The following is a 16,040-nucleotide window of genomic DNA, read 5'->3' on the forward strand; positions in this document are numbered from 1 at the left end:
CTAAAGCCCTTCGCATGATCCGCAGGCCCTTTTTCCTCCTGTTGCCAGCCCTTGTCGGGGGCTGCGTGCCCTATCGTCCCAAACCGATGGACGTAGCGGCAATGGCCGCCGCGCGCGCGCGGCGGCCCACGGATGCGGAAGCCGTCCGCGCCGAGCAGGCCCGGATCGCGCCGGATGCTCCTTATGATGCGGCGCGCTGGTCCCGGCTATCGGTGCTGGCGGCGCTGCTGGTGCACAATCCCGACATCGCTGCCGCCCGCACGACCTGGATCTCGGCAAGGGCGCAGGCGCGGGCGGCGCGTCAGGCCCCCGGCGCGGCCCTGACGCTCAGCACCGAATATGCGCGCGACCCTTCCACCAGCTCGCCCTGGCTGCTGGGCGGCGCCATCGACGTGCCGCTGGACCTGGGCGGGCAGCGAGCAGCCCGGATCGGCAGCGGGGAGATCGCCGTCACTATCGCCCGCCATGACTATGCCGACACACTCTGGGCGGCGCGGATGCAGGCACGCCGCGCGCTGATCGACATGCTGGTCGCCGTCCGCGAGGCAGCGACGGGAGAACGGCTCCTCGCGCTCCGCGACCAGCAACAGGCGGCGATGGAAAAGCGGCTGAGGGCCGGCGCCGTCGCCCGCGCCGATCTGGAGCGGGTGCGCGCCGATGCTGCCGGCGCGGCAGCATCGGTCGAGGACGCCCATGGCCGCGCGGCGGCGGCGCGGCAGGCGTTGGCCGCCGCCATCGGCCTGCCCGCCGGGGCGCTGGCACCCATCGCCTTCGACTGGCCCGGCTTCGACAGCCCCTCGCCCGATCCGACCGCCAGCCTGGGCGACCCCACCGGCGCCACGGTCGCGCGGGCCGACGTGCTGAAGGCCCTCGCCGCCTATGATCAGGCCGAAAACGACCTGCGCGGCGAGGTCGCGCGGCAATATCCCGCGATCAGCATATCGCCCGGCTATAGCTGGGAGCGCGGTCTTACCAAGCTGCCCTTTTCGGTCGGGCTGGCGCTGCCTCCGCTCGACATGAACCGCCACGCCATCGCCGCCGCCGAGGCCCGGCGCAGCGAGGCGGCGCGCAAGCTGGAGGTGGTGGTCGCCGCCGCCAATGCCGGGCTGGAGAGCGCGATCAGCGAAGCCCGCCTCGCCCGCGCGGCGCTGGCGCGGGTGCGGCAGGCGGACCTGCCCATCGCCCGCCGCCTCGCCACCGATGCCGATGCACAGTTTCGCCGGGGCGCGATCGACCGCGCCGACTGGGCCGCAGCACAAGGCGGTGTGCCGCAGGCGGAACTCACCGAACTGACCGCGCTGGCCCGCGTCCAGGCCGCCGATGCGGCGCTGGAGGACGCGCTGCGCCGCCCGCTGGAAGGACCCGAAATGCATCTCACCCCCGGCGCGTTGGAGCCGACCCCATGAAGCCGCTCTATCTGGCCGCCGCCTCCGGTATCGCGGGTGCCGCGCTGGCGGGCGCGCTGCTCCTTGCCTTCCCTGCCCTCCTCAGCGGCCGGGACGAGGATGACGCGGCAGGGGCGAAGGCCTCCGCCCCCGTCGCGCAGGATGGCATGGTGATGCTGGACCGGGCTGGCGCGGCGCGCGCCGGCATCCGGCTCGTCACCCTGGCGCCGTCGCGCGCGCCCGCCATCCGCCGTGGCTTTGCCCGCGCGCTCGACATCAGCGCACTGGCTGCCATAGAGGCCGAGATCGTGAGCGCCCGCGCCGCGCTGGCTGCATCGCAGGCCGATTATGCGCGCCAGCACGCGCTCGCCAGTGATGAGCAAAGCGCGTCGGTCCACGCCGTCGAGATCGCCCGCGCCCAGGCCCTGGCGGACCAAGCTCGGCTCACCGCCGCCATCCGGCGGATCGAGCTGGAATATGGCCCCGCCCTTGCCCGGGGTTCGCCGCAAGCGCTGGACCAGACGGTGCGCAGCCTGGCCGATGGCGAGACCAGCCTGATCCGCGTCGACTTCACCGACGGCACGCCGCCGGACGGGACAGTGGTGCAGGTCGGCGAAGGCCCTGGCGCGGCCCATGTCCGGTTGATCGGCGCGGCCGCCAATGCCGATCTGCACCTGCAAAGCGCCGGTGCCCTGGCCATCGTCCGGGGGCCATTGGCGCGCGAGCTGGGCACCGGCCGCGTGCTGCCCGTCAGCATGGCGGGCAGCGCCGGCGAAAGCGGCACGCTGGTCCCGCGCGATGCGCTGCTGCGCTATCAGGGCAGCCTCTGGGTCTATCGCCTCGAACCGGGCGGCGGCTATCGCCGGGTCGAACTGACCGGCGCGCGGCCGCAGGCGGGTGGCTGGTTCGCACCGTCCGGCGTCCGGCCGGGCGACCGCGTCGCGATCGGGGGACCGGCCGTGCTGCTCTTCATGGAACGCGGCGGCGAACCGATGAGGGAGGACGACTAGCGCCATGCTCGCCCTTGTCGTCCGCCAAAGCGTGCGCCATCCCTGGATGGTGCTGACCGCCGCGGTGATGCTGTTGATGGTCGGCGGCCTGTCGCTGCGCAGGGCGCCCTATGACGTCTTTCCCGACTTCGTGCCGCCGCAAGCCACGGTGCAGACCGAAGCGCCCGGCTTCGTGCCCGAACAGGTGGAAGCGCTCGTCACCCATCCGCTGGAAAGCGTCATCAACGGCGCCAATGGCGTGGAATCGGTGCGATCGGAATCCATCCAGGGCCTGTCGGTCATCACCATCGTGTTCAAGGAGGGCAGCGATCCCTATCGCGCCCGGCAGGTGGTGGCCGAGGCGCTGGGCGATGCCGCCGCCCGCCTGCCCGTCGGGGTCGGCCCGCCAACGCTGACACCGCTGACCTCCTCCACCATGGACCTGCTGAAGATCGGCTTCACCTCGTCCCGTTTGAGTCCCATTGCCCTGCGCGACCTGGTGCAATGGACCGTGCGGCAGCGGCTGCTAAGCGTGCCCGGCGTAGCGCGCGCGACCGTCTTTGGCGGGGCACAGCGGCGGATCGAGATCCGCGTCCGCCCGACCGACCTCATCGCCCGCAACCTCTCTCTCAACGATCTTGGCGCCGCCATCCAGGCCAGCGCGGCGGTGCGCGGCGGCGGCTTTGCCGACACGCCCAGCCAGCGCATCCTGGTCCAGCCGGACAATGGCGCGGTGACGGCGAAGAGCCTCGCCAATTCGGTGCTGATGCCACTCAACGGCGGGTCGCTGCGGTTGGGCGATGTCGCCGATGTAGTCGACGCGCCCGCGCCGCAATTCGGGGACGCGCTCATCATGGGCAAGCCCGGCGTGCTGCTGGCGCTGTCGAGCCAATATGGCGCCAATACGCTGGACACGACATTGGCGGTGGAAAAGGCGTTGGACGACATGCGTCCCGCCCTCGCCGCGCAGGGGGTGACGCTCTATCCCGCGCTCCACCGTCCGGCCAATTTCATCCAGACGGCGCTCGCGGGCATCCGCCACGACCTGCTGATCGGCGGACTGCTGATCGCCTTCGTGCTGATCGCCTTCATGCGCAGCCTGCGCGTCGCGCTGATCGCCTTCCTGTCAATCCCGCTGTCACTGCTGGCTGCGATGCTGGTGCTCGACCATTTCGGCCAGACCATCAACACGATGACACTGGGCGGCCTCGCCGTGGCGCTGGGCGTGGTGATCGACGACGCCATCGTCGACATAGAGAATATCGCCCGCCGCCTGCGCCTAGCCCCGCCGGGCCTGTCGCGGGCCGCCGTCGTGGAGGCCGCCTCGGTCGAGGTGCGCGCGCCGGTCGTCTATGCAACCTGGGTGCTGCTGCTGACCATGGCGCCGATCCTGCTGCTGACCGGGCTGCACGGCGCCTTCTTCCGCCCGCTGGCGCTGGCCTTCGCGCTCGCGGTGCTCGCATCCCTGCTGGTCGCGGTCAGCGTGACGCCCGCGCTCGCCTTCCTGCTGCTGGGCCATGCCGTCCATCCGAAGGAGCCGCGCTTCATCGCCCGCATCAAGGGCGCGCATGAGCGGCTGGTCCGCCGCCTCTGCGCCCATCCGCGCCCGATCGCCGCGGCTACGGCGCTGACCGGTATCATTGGCGGGCTGTTGTTCCTGTCGCTCGGCAATGAACTGCTTCCCGCCTTCCGCGAGCGCCATTATGTGCTGCAAGTGCTGGGGCCGAACGGCGCGTCGATGGACTGGATGCGGCGGGCGGGCGGGCGCATCTCGCATGACCTTCTTGCCCTGCCGCAAGTCGCCACTGTCACGCAGCAGATCGGCCGCGCCGAAGCGGGCGAAGATACCTTCCTGCCCAACCACAGCGAGTTCCATGTCAAGCTGAAACCCGTCGACGGCGCGGGCGAGGAAGCCGCACAGGCGGGCATTCGCAAAATCCTCTCCCGTTATCCGGGAATCCAGAGCGAGGTCCTGACCTTCCTCGGCGATCGTATCGGCGAAAGCCTGTCGGGCGAAACGGCGGCGGTCGCGATCAGCATCTATGGTGCCGATCTTGACACGCTGGACCGTGTCGCCGGAGACATAGCCCAGGTCGTGGGTGCCATGCCCGGCGCGGCGGACGTGCAGGTCAAGGCGCCTGCGGGAACGCCAATATTGCGCATCCGTCTCGACCCGAACCGCATGGCGCTACACGGCATCACCGCGACCGATGCCTATGACGCCATCGAGATCGCCTTTCAGGGCCACGTCGTCACGCAGGCCAGCGATGCCGACCGCACCGTGGACATTGCCCTGGCCTTGCCGCCCGCACTGCGGCAGGACCCGGAAAGCATCGGCGCGATGCTCGTCCGCGCGTCGGACGGTAACGCGACCCCGCTCAGCGCCATCGCGACGATCCGCGAGGAGGAAGGCCGCTCCACCATCGTCCACGAAAGTGGTCAGCGGCGACAGGTGGTGACGCTCAATCCCACCGGATCCGACGTCAGCGGCTTCGTCCATGCCGCTCGCGCCCGCATCGCCGCGCAGGTCCACCTGCCCCCCGGCGTCTATCTCGACTATGCCGGGGCTGCCGAGGGACAAGCGGCGGCATCGAACCAGCTGATGCTGAATATCGGCTTCGCCGCTATTGCCATGATCGCCCTGCTGGCGCTGGCCTTTGGCGGCGGGCGGCCAACCGCGCTGATCCTGTCGAGCACACCCTTTGCACTGGCAGGCGGCGTGGTCGCGGTGTTGCTGACCGGGGGCGTCGTGTCGCTGGGCGCGCTGGTGGGTTTCGTGACGCTGTTCGGCATCGCCGCGCGCAACGCGATCCTGCTGCTGTCCCATGCCGATCATCTGGTGGAAGCAGAAGGCGCGAACTGGTCGCTGGACACGATGTTGCGCGCGACGCGGGAACGGGTGACGCCGATCCTGATGACTGCGCTCGTCACCGCGCTGGGGCTTGCACCGCTGGCCATCGACGCCGGGCAGGCAGGGCGCGAGATTCAGGGACCGATGGCGGTGGTGATCCTGGGCGGCCTTATCAGTTCTACGGCGATGAGCCTATTGCTGCTGCCGGTGCTCTGCCTGCGGTGGCGCCAGCCGCAATGATGATTTCTAAAGCCCCGCGACAGCGCCGCTCGATTAGAGGGCAGCGACATGGCCGTTCTTTCTCATGCGGTCGTTGGAGGTCAAACCTCGGAAAATGGCCGCATATGCTCTTGTGGTGCCCCACCAATCATTACTTTTGAGCCTGCGGCACTGCGTCATTGAAAGCAGCCCCGTCAGTCCCAATCTTGCCGCGGTTCACGGCCTTAATGGCAATGACGCCATTTTTCCCCTTGCCCCGGCGGCCATCCCATGCACAAAGCTTGCCAATTGTCGCGGCCGGGGCAGGATTTTTACCGGCGATCAACCATGCGACAGCAAGGATGAAGTGATGGACGACGTGATGATGCAGGACCGGACAGCCCCGGCATCGCCCCTCCCCCCACAGGAAGTAGGAGAGGGCCTGTCCGTCATCTCGATCGCCAAGAGCTATGACAAGCGTGTCGTGCTCGCCGACGTGTCGCTGACCGTCGGCAAGGGCGAAGTCGTCGGCCTGCTCGGCCCCAATGGCGCCGGCAAGACCACCTGTTTCTATTCGGTCATGGGGCTGGTACGGCCAGACCATGGCCGTATCGTGCTGGACGGGCAGGACATCACCGGCCTGCCCATGTATCGCCGCTCGATATTGGGCCTTGGCTATCTGCCGCAGGAAACATCGATCTTCCGGGGCCTCACCGTCTCCCAGAATATCAGCGCGGTGCTGGAACTGGCGGAGCCGGACAAGGCGGCCCGCGCCGCGCGGCTGGAACAATTGTTGGAGGAGTTTGGCCTGACCCGGCTGCGCGATTCATCCGCGATGGCGCTGTCGGGCGGCGAACGCCGCCGCTGCGAGATCGCCCGCGCGCTGGCGGCCAACCCGTCGATCGTGCTGCTGGACGAGCCCTTCGCGGGCATCGATCCGCTGTCCATCGCGGATATTCGCGATCTGGTGAAGCAGCTCAAGACCCGCGGCATCGGCGTGCTGATCACCGACCATAATGTCCGCGAAACGCTGGAGATCGTGGACCGCGCCTGCATCATCTATGACGGCAAGGTGCTGTTCGCGGGTAGCCCGACCGAACTGGTCGCCAATGCCGACGTGCGGCGGCTCTATCTGGGCGAGAATTTCTCGCTCTGACATGACCGGCAGGCTGGCCCTTCCTGACAACGGCGAGGGGAAGGGCTGATGGCGCTCGGGCCCCGTCTCGACCTGCGGCAGAGCCAGTCGCTTGTCATGACACCGCAGCTCCAGCAGGCGATAAAGCTGCTGGCGCTGTCCAATCTGGAGATCGAGGCATTCGTCGCGGGCGAGATGGAGAAGAACCCGCTGCTGGAATCCAGCGGGCCGGACGACGATTTCGCTCCGCCCGCCGACGGAGTGGACCGGGCGGCGGACCAGCATGACCTGCACGCCGAGACGGGCGATGCCGACCAGTTGATCGGGCAGGGACTGGGCGGCGCGGATTCGCCACTGGACGTCGACTATGGCGCGGAAACCTTCATAGACGATGGGCCAGGCGACCGGGTGGCGAGTGCGATCGGCTCCGGCGGCATGGACATGGTGTCCGGCGGCAGCGGTGAAGCACCCGATTTCGACAGCTTCGCCAATCCGGAACAGGGCCTTCAGGAGCATCTGATGGATCAGGCCCGCAGCATTTTGTCGGGCAAGGACCTGACCATCGCCACCCAGTTGATCGGCCAGATTGACGAGGCGGGCTATCTGGAGGCCCATCTGCTGGAGACGGCCCATGGCCTCGGCGTGCCGCTCCACCAGGTCGAGCAGGTGCTGGCGGTGATCCAGAGCTTCGATCCTACAGGCGTCGGCGCGCGGTCATTGTCGGAATGCCTGGCGTTGCAGGCGAAGGAGGCGGATCGCCACGACCCCTGCATGGCGAAGCTGCTCGCCAATCTCGACCTGCTCGCCAAGGGCGCGCTGCCCCAGCTTCGCCGCATCTGCGGCGTGGATGAGGAGGATATGGCGGACATGATCCGCGAATTGCGCGGCTATGACCCGAAGCCGGGCCTGCGCTTTTCGATGGAAAGCGTCGCGCCCGTGACACCCGACCTGTTCGTGCAGCCGACGCGCGAGGGTTGGTCGATCGAGGTCAACGGCGCCACCCTGCCCCGCGTGCTCATCAACCGCAGCTATTATGTCGAACTGGCTTCCGGGCCGCAGGACAAGGCCTCGAAAGCCTGGCTCACCGATTGCCTGGCGAGCGCCAACTGGCTGGTGAAGGCGCTGGACCAGCGACAGAAGACCATCATCAAGGTCGCGAGCGAGATCGTCCGGCAGCAGGAGGATTTTTTCCGCAAGGGCGTGGAGCATCTGAAACCGCTGACCCTCAAGGCCGTGGCGGATGCGATCCAGATGCATGAATCGACCGTCAGCCGGGTGACGTCGAACAAATATCTTTCCTGCCCGCGCGGGCTGTATGAGCTCAAATATTTCTTTTCCAGCGGCGTGGCCGCGGCCGGTGGCGACGGCGCCGTGTCCGCCGAAGCGGTCAAGAGCCACATCAAGGCGCTGATCGGTGCGGAGGCGCCCGATGCCATCCTGTCCGACGACACGCTGGTCGACCTGCTCCGCGCCAAGGGCATGGATATCGCCCGCCGCACCGTCGCCAAATATCGGGAGGCGATGGGGATCGGCTCGTCCGTGCAGCGGCGGCGGCAGAAAGCATTGCGCGGGCGGGCCGCTTGACCCAGAGGCTCCGGACAGCCAGATCAGCCGCCCCACAGCAAGGAAACCCGTCATGTCCGTCGCCTATCTGAACGGCCGCTTCGTGCCTCTGGAGCAAGCCCAGGTCTCTGTGCTGGATCGTGGTTTCCTGTTCGCCGACGGCATTTACGAGGTCGCGGCGGTGATCGACGGCAAGCTGGTCGACAGCGCTTCCCATCTCGCCCGGCTGGAGCGGTCGACGGATGCGATCGGCATCGCCCTGCCGCTTTCCCTCGCGGAGATCGAGGCGGCGCAGAGGGAGCTTGTGGCCCGCAATGCCCTGGTGGAGGGGTTGGTCTATCTCCAGATCACGCGCGGCGCCGACGCGACCCGCGATTTCCTGCCCTCGCCCGACATCCGACCGACGCTGGTGATGTTCGTCCAGGCCAAGCCTTTCCTCGACATGCCCGCCGTCCGCAATGGCATAGCGGTCGCGACGATGCCCGACCTGCGCTGGGCGCGGCGCGACATCAAGAGCGTCGGCCTGCTGGCCCAGGCCATGGCCAAGCGCGCCGCCGCCGATACCGGGGCACAGGAGGCCTGGATGGTCGAGGACGGCTTCGTCACCGAAGGCGCGTCCTCCACCGCCTTCATCGTGACGGAGGAAGGCATCATCACCCGCCCTTACAGCCAGGCGGTGTTGGCGGGCTGCACCGGCGCGGCGCTCACTGCGCTGGCGGAGGAAAGCGCCATCGCCGTCATCCGCCGACCCTTCACCGTAGCGGAGGCACTGACGGCCAAGGAAGCCTTCATCACCAGCGCCTCGACGCTCTGCCAGTCGGTGGTGCGGATCGATGGCCAGGCCATCGGTGACGGCACGCCAGGTCCGGTCGCGATGCGGCTGCGTTCCCTCTACATCGCCTTCGCGCGCAGCACGGCCGTCTGACGGTCACGCAAAACTTGATCCATTTCGGATGAATCCCGGTCCCGCCATTTCGGCGGGGAGGGACGCTCCATTTCGGTATTCCACCCTCCCGAAGATCCAAAAAGCGCAATGCGAGGCCGTTCGTCAGCGACATAATCTCCATATCGGAGATTAGTTTGGCTGCGTAACAAAGCATTTCCGATAAGCTTCGTCCGGCAATCGGGGAGATTTCGGCATGGGAATGGATCAATTCGGCTTCGGCACATCGCCGGGCCAGCCCTTTGGCGCAAAGGACGATCGGCCGGGCCTGCTGATCCTGGCGGATAGCCCGTATCTCGACGATGCCGAGGCGCTGAGCCACGCGGCGGGTCTAAGACTGCTGGGCACCGTGACGCTGGAACAGGCTGCGATGCGCCTCGATACGCAGATCGGCTGCGACCTTGTCCTGCTATTCTGTCCGTCGCCCAATGATCTGCTCGAACGGCTGCTGGTCCAGGTCGAGACCCTGGCGATGCAGAATGATATGCCGGTCATTCTGGTCGCAGGTCTGCACACCATCGATCTCGCCTATGCCTGTATTCGCAGCGACCGCACGCAACTCTTGTGCGCGCCCGACCATGCCGACCTGGCCGCGGCGCTGCTCGCCGCCGCCGATCAGACGCAGTTCCATCATGTTCTCGAAGCGAACCGCGACAATGAAGGCCTGAGGCTCCAGCAGTTGAGCGAGGAAGTGAGCCGGCTCGCGCGCACGCTGGAGGCGTTGACCCTGCGCCCGCGCCATGCCACGCCCTCCTTCGAGCTTGGTCCGCGCATTTCTGACCAGCCCAGCGACTATATCGGCATGCCCGCGCTCGAGCCGATCGGCAGCGCGGACAAGCCATCGGACACTGTCGAAGTCGACGCCGTGCAGGTACGCGACCTGCTGCGGGCGCGGCGGTTGCGCGACGATTTCCTGCCCGCCGACCTTTTTGCCGATCCCGCCTGGGACATGCTGCTGGACCTGCTGGCGGCGCGGCTGGAGCATGAGCGGGTCTCGGTGTCCAGCCTGTGCATCGCCTCGGCCGTGCCGCCGACCACGGCCCTGCGCTGGATCCGGACGCTGACGGAACAAGGCTTCGTCCATCGCCAGGCCGATCCGCATGACGGACGCCGCGTGTTCATTGCGCTGACCGATCATACGGCGGAGTCGCTGGCCCGCTGGTTCACGGCCAGCCGCCGTTTCCTGTGCGCATGAACAATATGCTGTCATCACGGCTTGACCGGCGAGCGGATTGTCGTAGATAGGCGCGCACCGAAGGCCCTGCGGTCAGCACGGACATCGGGCGATTAGCTCAGTTGGTAGAGCGTCTCGTTTACACCGAGAATGTCGGCGGTTCGAGCCCGTCATCGCCCACCATCTCTCTTGAAAGCTGTTTGCCCAAGAGGCCGGATGGTTTATCGTCCGCCGAACATCAGCCCTTTGTAAGGCAGTCGGCTTATGCCTCTCACACTCCTGCTAGGCAGTACGATAGCACCCTTTCTATTGATATTTTCGCCGCTTTCGCTGGCCGCCGCGCGCGATTGCCTCGATTGGAAGATGCCGGCCAAGACTGTGGACGTCGCAGCGGGAAAACCGTGCCACGGGAAAAAGCCGCCATTGCTGCTGATGTGAACGGCTTCTGGCGGATATTGCGGTGCAACCTCGGCGCTGCTAATCGGTGCCGCCATGATCCAGCCGCCTGAAATCCTCCGAGTCTCCAAGTCCCGTGTCTCTTGCGACGGTTCGGGCGACATTCCCGCCGCCCTCGGCCATCCGCGCGTCTTCCTTGAGATCGATGAGCATGGCTATGTCGACTGCGGCTATTGCGACCGCCGGTTCGTGCTGGTCGGTGGCATTGCAGACACACCGGAAATCGCGGGCCTGCCTGACATTTCCTCGGGCGCCAGCCTTTAAACCTACGATTTTGATTGGGCTTGCGGCCTGCCCCTCCTATATCGGGCGGCATGACCGAAACTGATCTCCAGTTCACCGACGCGCGCGGCCTGATCTATCGTCCGGGCCTGCTCGATCCCGATAGCGCGCGTCGCCTGACCACACAGGCGCTCAAAAGCTGCGACGATGGTGAGCTGTATCTGCAATATCGGGCAAGCGAGAGCTTCGGCTTCGACGATGGAAGGCTGAAGACCGCCGATTATTCGACCGATGCGGGTTTCGGCCTGCGCGGGGTGTCGGGCGAGATGACCGGCTTCGCCCATGCCAATGACATCAGCGAAGCCGCGATCCGCCGTGCGGCCGAGACGCTGACGCTGCTCGATCCGGCCAAGGGCCAGCCCGCGCCGCCCCCGCTGCATACCAACCGCCATCTCTATACCGACGTCAATCCGCTGGAGATCGTGCCCTTTGCCGAGAAAGTGACGCTCTGCGCCGCGATTGACGCTGCCGCCCGCGCTCGCGATCCGCGTGTCGCGCAGGTGTCGGTGAGCCTGGCTGGAAGCTGGTCGGTGGTCGAGATCGTCCGCGCCGACGGCTTCACCGCGACCGACATCCGTCCCCTGGTGCGGCTCAACGTCTCTGTCATCCTGGAGGAGAATGGGCGCCGCGAGACCGGCGTGTTCGGTATCGGCGGGCGTTATCTCTACGACGAGGTGATGGACCCGGCGATCTGGAACCGGGCGATCGACGAGGCGTTGGCGCAGGCGCGGGTCAATCTGCGTTCGGTGGCTGCCCCCGCAGGCGAGATGACCGTCCTGCTGGGGCCGGGCTGGCCCGGCGTGCTGGTGCACGAGGCGATCGGTCACGGCCTGGAAGGCGACTTCAACCGCAAGGGCACCAGCGCTTTTTCCGGCAGGGTGGGTGAACGTGTCGCGGCGCCGGGCGTCACCGTGGTCGATGACGGCTCCATCATGAACCGGCGCGGCTCGCTTTCCATCGACGACGAAGGCACGCCGACGAAGGAAAATGTGCTGATCGAGGATGGCATCCTCAAGGGGTATATGCAGGATCGCCTGAACGCCCGGCTGATGGGCGTGGAGCCAACCGGCAACGGCCGCCGCGAAAGCTATGCGCATGCGCCGATGCCGCGCATGACCAATACCTTCATCAAGGGAAGCAATGACGATCCGGAAGAACTGCTTTCCCGGATGAAGTCGGGCATTTTCGCGAAAAGCTTCGGGGGTGGGCAGGTCGATATCGTGTCGGGCAAGTTCGTCTTTTCCTGCACCGAGGCTTACAAGGTCGAGAATGGCAAGCTGGGCGAGCCGATCAAGGGCGCGACGCTGATCGGCGACGGCCCGACAGCGCTGACCAAGGTCATCGGCATCGGCCATGACTGGGCGCTGGACGAAGGCATCGGCATGTGCGGGAAGGGCGGCCAAAGCGTGCCCGCAGGGGTTGGCCAGCCCACGCTGCTGCTGGAAGGCCTGACCGTGGGTGGCACGGCAACCTGAGGCAGGGAAGCCGTGGGTTGAGGAACTCCTGCGCCCTTCCATCTTTGTCCATTTATGAACATGTTGACCGACAGTCATGATGCGGTGACGGCCGACTGGGCGGCGGCGCTGCTGGATTTCTGGTTCAACCAGATTGGCGAGGCGGGGTGGTGGCACCGCGATCCCGCGCTGGACCGGCGATGCCATGTCCGTTTCCACGCCCTGTGGGAGGAAAAGCGCCGCCTGGATGCGGCCGAATTTCTCGATCGGGCCGATGACGCGCTGGCCGCGGTGCTGCTGTTCGACCAATTGCCGCGTAACATGTTCCGGGACACGGCGCAGGCCTTCGCCACCGACGGACTGGCGCGGGTGGTGGCGCGCGGCGCCGTCGCGCAGGGATATGACATCCAGATCGGTGGGGCTGGCCGCCTGTTCTTCTACATGCCCTTCCAGCATAGCGAAGACATGGATGACCAGACATTGTCGCTCAGCCTCTTCGAGGGGGCAGACGATGCAAAGTCGCTGGATTTTGCGCGGCAGCATTACAGGGTGATCGAGCGTTTCGGCCGCTTTCCCCATCGCAATGCCCTGCTGGGCCGTTCCACCTTGCCCGAGGAGCAGGAGGTGGCAAGGACGGGCGCAGGCTGGTAGGCTCCTTATTTCTGCCTAATTTTTAGGCAGAGCCACGCCACTGCACAAATTTTTGGCGGCGCAGCATGAGCCGCCTGGAAGAAATCCTGCATTAACGCGCCTTTCACAAATTGGCACGGCACTTGCTGTGTAACTTGTCGCACACCAGTAACAGGGGGCGACATGAAACTTGTCATGGCTATCATCAAGCCGTTCAAGCTTGACGATGTCCGCGAGGCTCTTTCCTCGCTCGGCATCGCCGGCATGACGGTGAGCGAAGTGAAGGGCTTCGGCCGCCAGAAGGGGCAGACCGAAATCTATCGCGGCGCCGAATATTCGACCAACATGGTTCCGAAGATCAAGATCGAGGTGGTCTGCGACGACGACCTCGCGCCGCGCGTCGTTGAAGCCACGCAGGCTGCCGCCAATTCCGGCGCCATCGGCGATGGCAAGATCTTCGTCCTCGATGTCGAGCAGGCGGTGCGCATCCGTACCGGCGAAACCGGCGAAACCGCTCTGTAAGGGGGAAATTAATGACCTTTTCCAAGAAGCTTTGCGGCGTCGCGGGGGCCATCGGCCTGTCGCTCTTCGCTGCGATGCCCGCCTGGGCACAGGCCGCCGCGCCCGCGGCCACCGTCGACAAGGGCGATACGGCCTGGATGATGACCTCCACCATCCTGGTGCTGGCGATGATCCTGCCGGGCCTGGCGCTGTTCTACGGTGGCCTGGTCCGTACCAAGAACATGCTGTCGGTGATGACGCAGATCGGCGCCGTGGCATGCCTCGCCATGCTGATCTGGGTGATGTACGGCTATTCCATGGCCTTTGGCCCGGATTATACCAGCGGCCTCAGCAACTTCATCTCGACCTTTGACAAGGCCTTCCTGAAGGGCATCACGCCCGCTTCGCAGGCGGCGACCTTCACTGCGGGCGTCGAGATCCCCGAATATGTGTTCGTCAGCTTCCAGATGACCTTTGCCGCGATCACCGTGGCGCTGGTGCTGGGTTCGGTGGTCGAGCGCATCAAATTCTCGGCCGTGATGGTATTCGCCGCCATCTGGCTGACCATCGTCTACTTCCCTGTCGCGCACATGGTGTGGGCGGCGAGCGGCCTGTTCTTCAAGGCCGGCGCGCTCGACTTCGCGGGCGGCACCGTGGTCCACATCAACGCCGGTGTCTCGGCGCTGGTCGCATGCCTCATCCTGGGCAAGCGCGTGGGCTTCCCCAAGGAGCCGATGCCGCCGCACAGCCTGACGCTGACGGGCGTCGGCACCGGCCTGCTGTGGGTCGGCTGGTTCGGCTTCAACGCCGGTTCGGCGCTGGAAGCCAATGGCTCGGCTGCTCTCGCGATGATCAACACCTTCGTCGCCACCGCTTCGGCCGGTCTGTTCTGGATGCTTGCCGAACGCATCAACGGTCACAAGGGTTCGGCCCTGGGCTTCTGCTCGGGCATCATCGCCGGCCTGGTCGCCGTCACCCCGGCTGCCGGCAATTCCGGCCCGTTCGGTGCGATCGTCCTGGGTGCCGTCGCTTCGATCGTCTGCTTCTACGCCGTCACCGTCCTCAAGCCGAAGCTCGGCTATGACGACTCGCTGGACGCCTTCGGCATCCACGGCATCGGCGGCATGATCGGCGCCATCGGCACCGCCATCGTCTACTCGCCCTCGCTGGGCGGCCCGGGCGCCGCGGACTATGACATGGGTGCCAAGCTGATCGTGCAGATCGAAGCGGTCCTGACCACCATCGTCTGGGCATCGATCGGCACCGTCATCGCCATCTTCATCGCCAAGGCGGTCACTGGCCTGCGCGTCAGCAAGGAGGTCGAACTGGAAGGTCTCGACCTCGGCGAGCATGGCGAACGCGCCTACAACCCGTAAGAAATCGGCAGGGCGGGCCGATAAGGACGGCCCGCCCGCCCCACCTTGTTCCTCCTGCGAACATCACTCGGGACCGGTACGAAAGTATCGGTCCTTTTTTTTAGGTTCGCGAACGGCTCCAGAGCGTGTCCAGGCGTAGCGTTTCGGCGGGCCAGCGACGGCCGCGGCCCGCGACCTGGAGACCGGCGCGCAGAACCCAGCCGAGCTTTTCGCTTTTTTCCGTCGTCACGCGATGATCCCAGGCATGCTCGCCTTTCCGCGCCACCTTCCGGGCGATGTCGCCGTAAATGCCTGCCGCCGCCAGTACGGCCCAGGCGGAGCGGGGCGGCAAGGCGCCTGTGCCATGCCGCGCGCTCTCCTCATAAGCGGCGGCCATGTCGGCCAGGCGGCGCGCGAGAATCGCAAGGCGGGGGCGGACCCAGGGCTTCATATGCTCGCCGGGCGGGATATCCATTTCGACCAGCCATTCTTCCGGCAGGTAGCAGCGGTCGGCGGCCTCATCCTCGCTGATGTCGCGGGCGATGTTGGCGAGCTGGAAAGCGAGGCCCAGATCGCAGGCGCGGTCGAGCGTGGCTTCGTCGCCCGAATCGACGCCCATCAGGATCGCCATCATGCAGCCGACCGTGCCAGCGACGTGGTAACAATAGCGCAGCATGTCCGCTTCGCTGCGGGGGCGCCATTCGCGGGCGTCAAGGGCAAAGCCCTCGATCAGGTCATGGGCGTAGCGTTCCGGGATCGCACATTCGCGCATGACCAGGCCGAAGCCGTCGAAAGCGGGGTCGCCGGTGGGTTCACCGCGGAGCGCCGCACTGGTGAGGACGCGGATGGTGGAAAGGCGCGCCTGGCCATCGGCCACGCCGTGCATGGTGCCGCCATGGTCCTGGCCATCGGCGATGTCGTCGCATTTGCGGCACCAGGCGTAGAGCAGCCAGGCGCGTTCGCGAGTTGCGCGGTCGAACAATCGGGAGGCGAGGGCAAAGGATTTGGAACCCCGCACAATGCTGTCGCGGGCCTGGGCGATAAGGGTGGAACGATCGGCGGCGCCCTTCCCATTTGCGGAAGGGGATGGGGCGGGGTGGGTAAAGTCCATGGATTGGGACATG

Annotated in this window: 14 protein-coding genes and 1 tRNA gene; 13 read left to right on the plus strand and 2 right to left on the minus strand. The window is 66.5% G+C overall.

Annotation, left to right across the window (positions count from 1 at the left end; genetic code table 11):
* The first annotated feature begins 14 nt into the window (after window positions 1-14).
* From YP76_RS00960 to YP76_RS00970, 3 genes are read left to right on the plus strand one after another with little or no spacing between them, the layout of a single operon-like run.
* Complete coding sequence (locus YP76_RS00960) at window positions 15-1,406, plus strand: TolC family protein (protein ID WP_046761752.1); 1,392 nt, start codon at window positions 15-17, stop codon at window positions 1,404-1,406.
* A complete protein-coding gene (locus YP76_RS00965; RefSeq protein ID WP_046761753.1) occupies window positions 1,403-2,395 on the plus strand; it encodes an efflux RND transporter periplasmic adaptor subunit in 993 nt (330 codons plus the stop codon). Before YP76_RS00960 ends, YP76_RS00965 begins: the two co-directional genes overlap by 4 nt.
* A gap of 4 nt (window positions 2,396-2,399) precedes the next feature.
* The gene (locus YP76_RS00970; RefSeq protein ID WP_046761754.1) at window positions 2,400-5,465 is read left to right on the plus strand and encodes an efflux RND transporter permease subunit; all 3,066 of its coding nucleotides are present in this window, start codon (window positions 2,400-2,402) and stop codon (window positions 5,463-5,465) included.
* A gap of 130 nt (window positions 5,466-5,595) precedes the next feature.
* Here the strand turns inward: YP76_RS00970 and YP76_RS27520 are convergent, their stop codons facing one another.
* A complete protein-coding gene (locus tag YP76_RS27520) occupies window positions 5,596-5,769 on the minus strand; it encodes a hypothetical protein (RefSeq protein WP_157035630.1) in 174 nt (57 codons plus the stop codon).
* 24 nt (window positions 5,770-5,793) lie between these two features.
* Between YP76_RS27520 and lptB the strand changes: the two genes are divergently transcribed.
* The 10 genes from lptB to YP76_RS01020 all read left to right on the plus strand — a co-directional run bounded on the left by lptB (window position 5,794) and on the right by YP76_RS01020 (window position 14,937).
* Complete coding sequence (lptB, locus tag YP76_RS00975) at window positions 5,794-6,579, plus strand: LPS export ABC transporter ATP-binding protein (protein WP_046761755.1); 786 nt, start codon at window positions 5,794-5,796, stop codon at window positions 6,577-6,579.
* 48 nt (window positions 6,580-6,627) lie between these two features.
* Window positions 6,628-8,142 carry an RNA polymerase factor sigma-54 gene (rpoN, locus tag YP76_RS00980; RefSeq protein WP_046761756.1) on the plus strand — a complete coding sequence of 505 codons (1,515 nt, stop codon included), beginning with the start codon at window positions 6,628-6,630 and terminating at the stop codon, window positions 8,140-8,142.
* A 52-nt stretch (window positions 8,143-8,194) separates the two neighbouring features.
* A complete protein-coding gene (locus tag YP76_RS00985; protein WP_046761757.1) occupies window positions 8,195-9,046 on the plus strand; it encodes a D-amino-acid transaminase in 852 nt (283 codons plus the stop codon).
* 214 nt (window positions 9,047-9,260) lie between these two features.
* On the plus strand, window positions 9,261-10,259 hold the full coding sequence (locus tag YP76_RS00990) for a winged helix DNA-binding protein (protein ID WP_046761758.1): 999 nt from the start codon (window positions 9,261-9,263) through the stop codon (window positions 10,257-10,259).
* Window positions 10,260-10,345: 86 nt separating this feature from the next.
* A tRNA-Val gene (locus YP76_RS00995) sits at window positions 10,346-10,421 on the plus strand.
* 309 nt (window positions 10,422-10,730) lie between these two features.
* Window positions 10,731-10,958: a zinc-finger domain-containing protein gene (locus tag YP76_RS01000; protein WP_046761759.1), complete on the plus strand. Its 228-nt coding sequence runs from the start codon at window positions 10,731-10,733 to the stop codon at window positions 10,956-10,958.
* Between the two features lie 50 nt (window positions 10,959-11,008).
* Window positions 11,009-12,451, plus strand: coding sequence for a metalloprotease TldD (tldD, locus tag YP76_RS01005; protein WP_046761760.1), 1,443 nt, complete (start codon window positions 11,009-11,011; stop codon window positions 12,449-12,451).
* Window positions 12,452-12,505: 54 nt separating this feature from the next.
* Window positions 12,506-13,081, plus strand: a complete 576-nt coding sequence (locus tag YP76_RS01010; RefSeq protein WP_046761761.1) for a DUF924 family protein — start codon at window positions 12,506-12,508, stop codon at window positions 13,079-13,081.
* A gap of 162 nt (window positions 13,082-13,243) precedes the next feature.
* Window positions 13,244-13,582: a P-II family nitrogen regulator gene (locus YP76_RS01015; RefSeq protein WP_013847864.1), complete on the plus strand. Its 339-nt coding sequence runs from the start codon at window positions 13,244-13,246 to the stop codon at window positions 13,580-13,582.
* Between the two features lie 11 nt (window positions 13,583-13,593).
* Window positions 13,594-14,937 (plus strand): ammonium transporter, encoded by a 1,344-nt coding sequence (locus tag YP76_RS01020; protein ID WP_046761762.1) that lies wholly within the window; start codon window positions 13,594-13,596, stop codon window positions 14,935-14,937.
* Window positions 14,938-15,037: 100 nt separating this feature from the next.
* Here the strand turns inward: YP76_RS01020 and YP76_RS01025 are convergent, their stop codons facing one another.
* The gene (locus YP76_RS01025; protein ID WP_046761763.1) at window positions 15,038-16,027 is read right to left on the minus strand and encodes a phytoene/squalene synthase family protein; all 990 of its coding nucleotides are present in this window, start codon (window positions 16,025-16,027) and stop codon (window positions 15,038-15,040) included.
* Window positions 16,028-16,040: the final 13 nt, after the last annotated feature.

Source organism: Sphingobium chungbukense (assembly GCF_001005725.1).
GTDB lineage: Bacteria > Pseudomonadota > Alphaproteobacteria > Sphingomonadales > Sphingomonadaceae > Sphingobium > Sphingobium chungbukense.

Bases quoted from the DNA above. Each gene is read 5' to 3' on its own strand.
- tldD (WP_046761760.1), top strand. From the start codon at position 11,009: ATGACCGAAACTGATCTCCAGTTCACCGACGCGCGCGGCCTGATCTAT.
- YP76_RS01000 (WP_046761759.1), top strand. From the start codon at position 10,731: ATGATCCAGCCGCCTGAAATCCTCCGAGTCTCCAAGTCCCGTGTCTCT.
- lptB (WP_046761755.1), top strand. From the start codon at position 5,794: ATGGACGACGTGATGATGCAGGACCGGACAGCCCCGGCATCGCCCCTC.
- YP76_RS00990 (WP_046761758.1), top strand. From the start codon at position 9,261: ATGGGAATGGATCAATTCGGCTTCGGCACATCGCCGGGCCAGCCCTTT.
- YP76_RS01020 (WP_046761762.1), top strand. From the start codon at position 13,594: ATGACCTTTTCCAAGAAGCTTTGCGGCGTCGCGGGGGCCATCGGCCTG.
- YP76_RS00965 (WP_046761753.1), top strand. From the start codon at position 1,403: ATGAAGCCGCTCTATCTGGCCGCCGCCTCCGGTATCGCGGGTGCCGCG.
- rpoN (WP_046761756.1), top strand. From the start codon at position 6,628: ATGGCGCTCGGGCCCCGTCTCGACCTGCGGCAGAGCCAGTCGCTTGTC.
- YP76_RS00985 (WP_046761757.1), top strand. From the start codon at position 8,195: ATGTCCGTCGCCTATCTGAACGGCCGCTTCGTGCCTCTGGAGCAAGCC.
- YP76_RS01015 (WP_013847864.1), top strand. From the start codon at position 13,244: ATGAAACTTGTCATGGCTATCATCAAGCCGTTCAAGCTTGACGATGTC.
- YP76_RS00960 (WP_046761752.1), top strand. From the start codon at position 15: ATGATCCGCAGGCCCTTTTTCCTCCTGTTGCCAGCCCTTGTCGGGGGC.
- YP76_RS01010 (WP_046761761.1), top strand. From the start codon at position 12,506: ATGAACATGTTGACCGACAGTCATGATGCGGTGACGGCCGACTGGGCG.
- YP76_RS01025 (WP_046761763.1), bottom strand. From the start codon at position 16,027: ATGGACTTTACCCACCCCGCCCCATCCCCTTCCGCAAATGGGAAGGGC.
- YP76_RS00970 (WP_046761754.1), top strand. From the start codon at position 2,400: ATGCTCGCCCTTGTCGTCCGCCAAAGCGTGCGCCATCCCTGGATGGTG.